The organism is Pseudanabaena sp. 'Roaring Creek' (assembly GCF_001402795.1).
Lineage (GTDB): Bacteria > Cyanobacteriota > Cyanobacteriia > Pseudanabaenales > Pseudanabaenaceae > Pseudanabaena.
Window position 1 is genome coordinate 1 of the sequence record NZ_LIRE01000548.1, and the last position, 3,088, is coordinate 3,088.

Genomic DNA, 3,088 nt, shown 5'->3' on the forward strand with positions numbered 1-3,088 from the left:
AAGGGTGGAGAGTATTTCTTTGCCCCCAGTATTAGCTCTTTGAAGAATTTACCCTAATTATACCAAAACACAAAATGGCTTAGCCATTTTGTGTTTTGCAAACCCTTACTGGGTTTGGTTTTTAATTCACAAAAGTGTTGTCACACTTTCGTGAATTGGTATTAAATCCCTTGGCACAGCAATCCCCACTTTGATTCTTCCTGTGATGCCGCATTTTCAGGGCTTTGCCCTGTAGTTTCGATCAGGTATTCACCTCAAATTTATCGATTTTATCAATTAGTAATGTGACTTATGAATAGCAAACCCAAAATGAGATACTGGCTACTAGCTAGTTTGATCTGTCTATGCTCTTTCCTGTTCTTAGGAACGGGTATGGCTGATGCCGCTAATTCCCCCTGTGCTCCAGGAGTTTCCTCTATTTGGGCTCCCTCAGCTAAGGATTTTCTGGGCACTTCCACCAGTAAAGCATCCAATGTCTATTTTACTGGTGGAGAGGGTATTCTGACGGAAGTCTTTTATCCAACCGTGGATACGGTGCAGAATGTCGATCTCCAATTCCTGATCACCGATGCAGCGAAAACTTGGGGAGATGAAGAGCGCAAGCAAAAGCAACATCAAATTACCCAAGTTAATAAGCGATCGATGGTATGGCAGGCAGTCACGACCGACGACGATAATCGATGGAAGATTACGAAAAAGTTCTTTACCGATCCCGATCGCCCAACCGTTATTCAACGCGTTACCTTCGAGACCTTGGAGGCTGGAAAAACTGTTAAAGACTACAATGTCTATCTTCTCAATAACCCTGCAATTAATAACAGTGGCAGTGGTACCCCTTCCAATCAATCGCTAGCTTGTAATATTACTCCTTCGACGGGACCTGATAACTCAAGAACTCTTTCAGCTAATGGACGTAATTTTTTAGCTGCCTCTCAGCCTAACTCAACAGCCTCGGCATTAGGTATTTCCTTACCTTGGAAGTCCGTTAATGGTGTGGCAATGATATCTAATGGGTTCGTTGGTACAACTGATGGATATACCGATCTTTTTGGTGGTAGCAATGATAAGACCATGAACTGGCAATATGATGGCGCATATCAAGGTAACGTTGCCCAAATGGGTTGGGTTGATTTTAGTAGTAATAATGCCAGTAGCATTTCCTTTGATGTCGTCCTAGGTTTTGGTAGTAGTGAAACTGATGCGATGAATGCTGCTAATGCCACTCTGACGAGTGACTTAGGGAAATCCGAGATAGCCTATACTCAGGGTTGGCTCACCTATACTCAAGGGTTGAAGAATCAAGGTGGTCGAGCAGACGATCAGTACTATCTGGCAGCTATGACTCTCAAGACGATCCAAGACAAAAGTAATGGAGCGATGATTGCTGGGCTAGGAACACCATGGGGTGAGGGAAATGGCGATGCGAATCAAGGTGGATATCATCTGGTTTGGTCGCGGGATTTATTCAAATTTGCTAGCTCGTTAATTGCGGCAGGCGATACAGCATCTGCTAATCAAGCCGTAGATTATCTATTCAACGTGCAAATGCAAACCACCAATAGCGATAATCCCTATTCTCGTGCTGGAAGATTTCCTCAAAACACCTTTGTAAGTGGCAAAATTTGGTGGAATGGCAGTCAGATGGATGAAACTGCCATGCCCATTATTTTGGCTTGGAAACTCAACCGTACCGATCTTTGGTCGAAAATCAAATTAGCAGCCGAATTCTTGGCTCACAATGGTCCTTACACTGGACAGGAACGATGGGAAGAAATGGCAGGATATTCTCCTTCCACAATTGCTGCTGAGATTGCTGGTTTAGTAACTGCTGCTGATTTAGCTACTAAGGCAAACGATCCAGAGGCTGCTAAGTATTATCTCAAGATAGCCGATGGATGGCGTAATAATGTTGCTAATTGGACATTTACGACCAATGGATCTCTAGGTAATAAGAAGTATTATGTGCGCCTTACGGACAACAAAAATCCTAACGATGGCGATCAGCTTACTTTTGGTAATGGTGGTGGCAAGCATGACCAGCGTGATGTCATTGATGGTGGATTTCTTGAATTAGTGCGTATGGGAACCATGAGTCCGAACGATTGGACAATTCTCGAAACTATTCCTGAATACGATGCTATCCTCAAGCAAACTCTACCAGATAAAGGGGATGCTTGGTTCCGTTATAACTTTGATGGTTATGGAGAGACAAATAGTGGCGATGTGTTTAACGATAAGAATAGTAATCAGGATCATTTGACTCGCGGTCGTCTTTGGCCTATATTTACCGCTGAGCGTGGTATTTATGAAATCGCGAAGTCGGGTGATGGTTCTATCGGAAAAAGTTACGACCAAGCACTCAAAGCCTTTTCCTCTGAGGCTGGATTCATTCCAGAACAGATTTGGAATCAGGATGCGAGTATCACTGGTTGGAAGACAACAACACCATCTAATTATCAAGTTGGTACGGCTACTCGGTCAATGCGCCCTCTCAGTTGGGCGATGGGTGAGTATATCAATCTGGTGGTGGCGATGAACGAAGGGAAAGGAGATGCTCCTAATGTAGTTTGTCAGCGTTATGCTTGCGATAAGGCTCAAACTAATGTGACCTTTAATGTTAATGCTAGTACTAATCTAGGTGAGAATATCTATCTCGTGGGTAATAGCCCGTTATTGAGTAATTGGGAGCCATCTTCAGGAATTAAGCTTTCTTCTTCAAATTATCCCATTTGGAGTGTGACGGTTTCTTTACCTGCTTCGACTGCTTTTGAATACAAGTTTGTTAAGCTGGATTCCCAAGGAAATACGGTTTGGCAAAGCGGACAGAATCATACTTTTACCACTCCATCCAGTGGAAATACTACGCTTAGCGATACCTTTAGTTAAGCAGTTAAGCATAATTAAGAACCAAAACCAGAGAGCGTACCGCCCACTAAGCGGGCGGTACGCTCTTCTAGGTTTTAAGTTTACTTAAACTTTCTCTCCTTAGGTTTTGATTATGATTTTCTGTAATCAGTTTAATTTCAACCACCTAACTGGTAAAAAAAAATGTCCGATGACAATCCAAAGATATCCCAGTTTTTAACAG

At 42.9% G+C, this 3,088-nt stretch carries 1 protein-coding gene; it reads left to right on the forward strand.

The features are described from left to right. The first annotated feature begins 309 nt into the window (after nt 1–309). Nucleotides 310–2,886, forward strand: coding sequence for a glycoside hydrolase family 15 protein (locus AC805_RS16210; RefSeq protein WP_231663271.1), 2,577 nt, complete (start codon nt 310–312; stop codon nt 2,884–2,886). Nucleotides 2,887–3,088: the final 202 nt, after the last annotated feature.

Excerpts from the sequence above, each read along its gene's own strand:
- AC805_RS16210 (WP_231663271.1), top strand. The coding sequence starts at position 310 with ATGAGATACTGGCTACTAGCTAGTTTGATCTGTCTATGCTCTTTCCTG.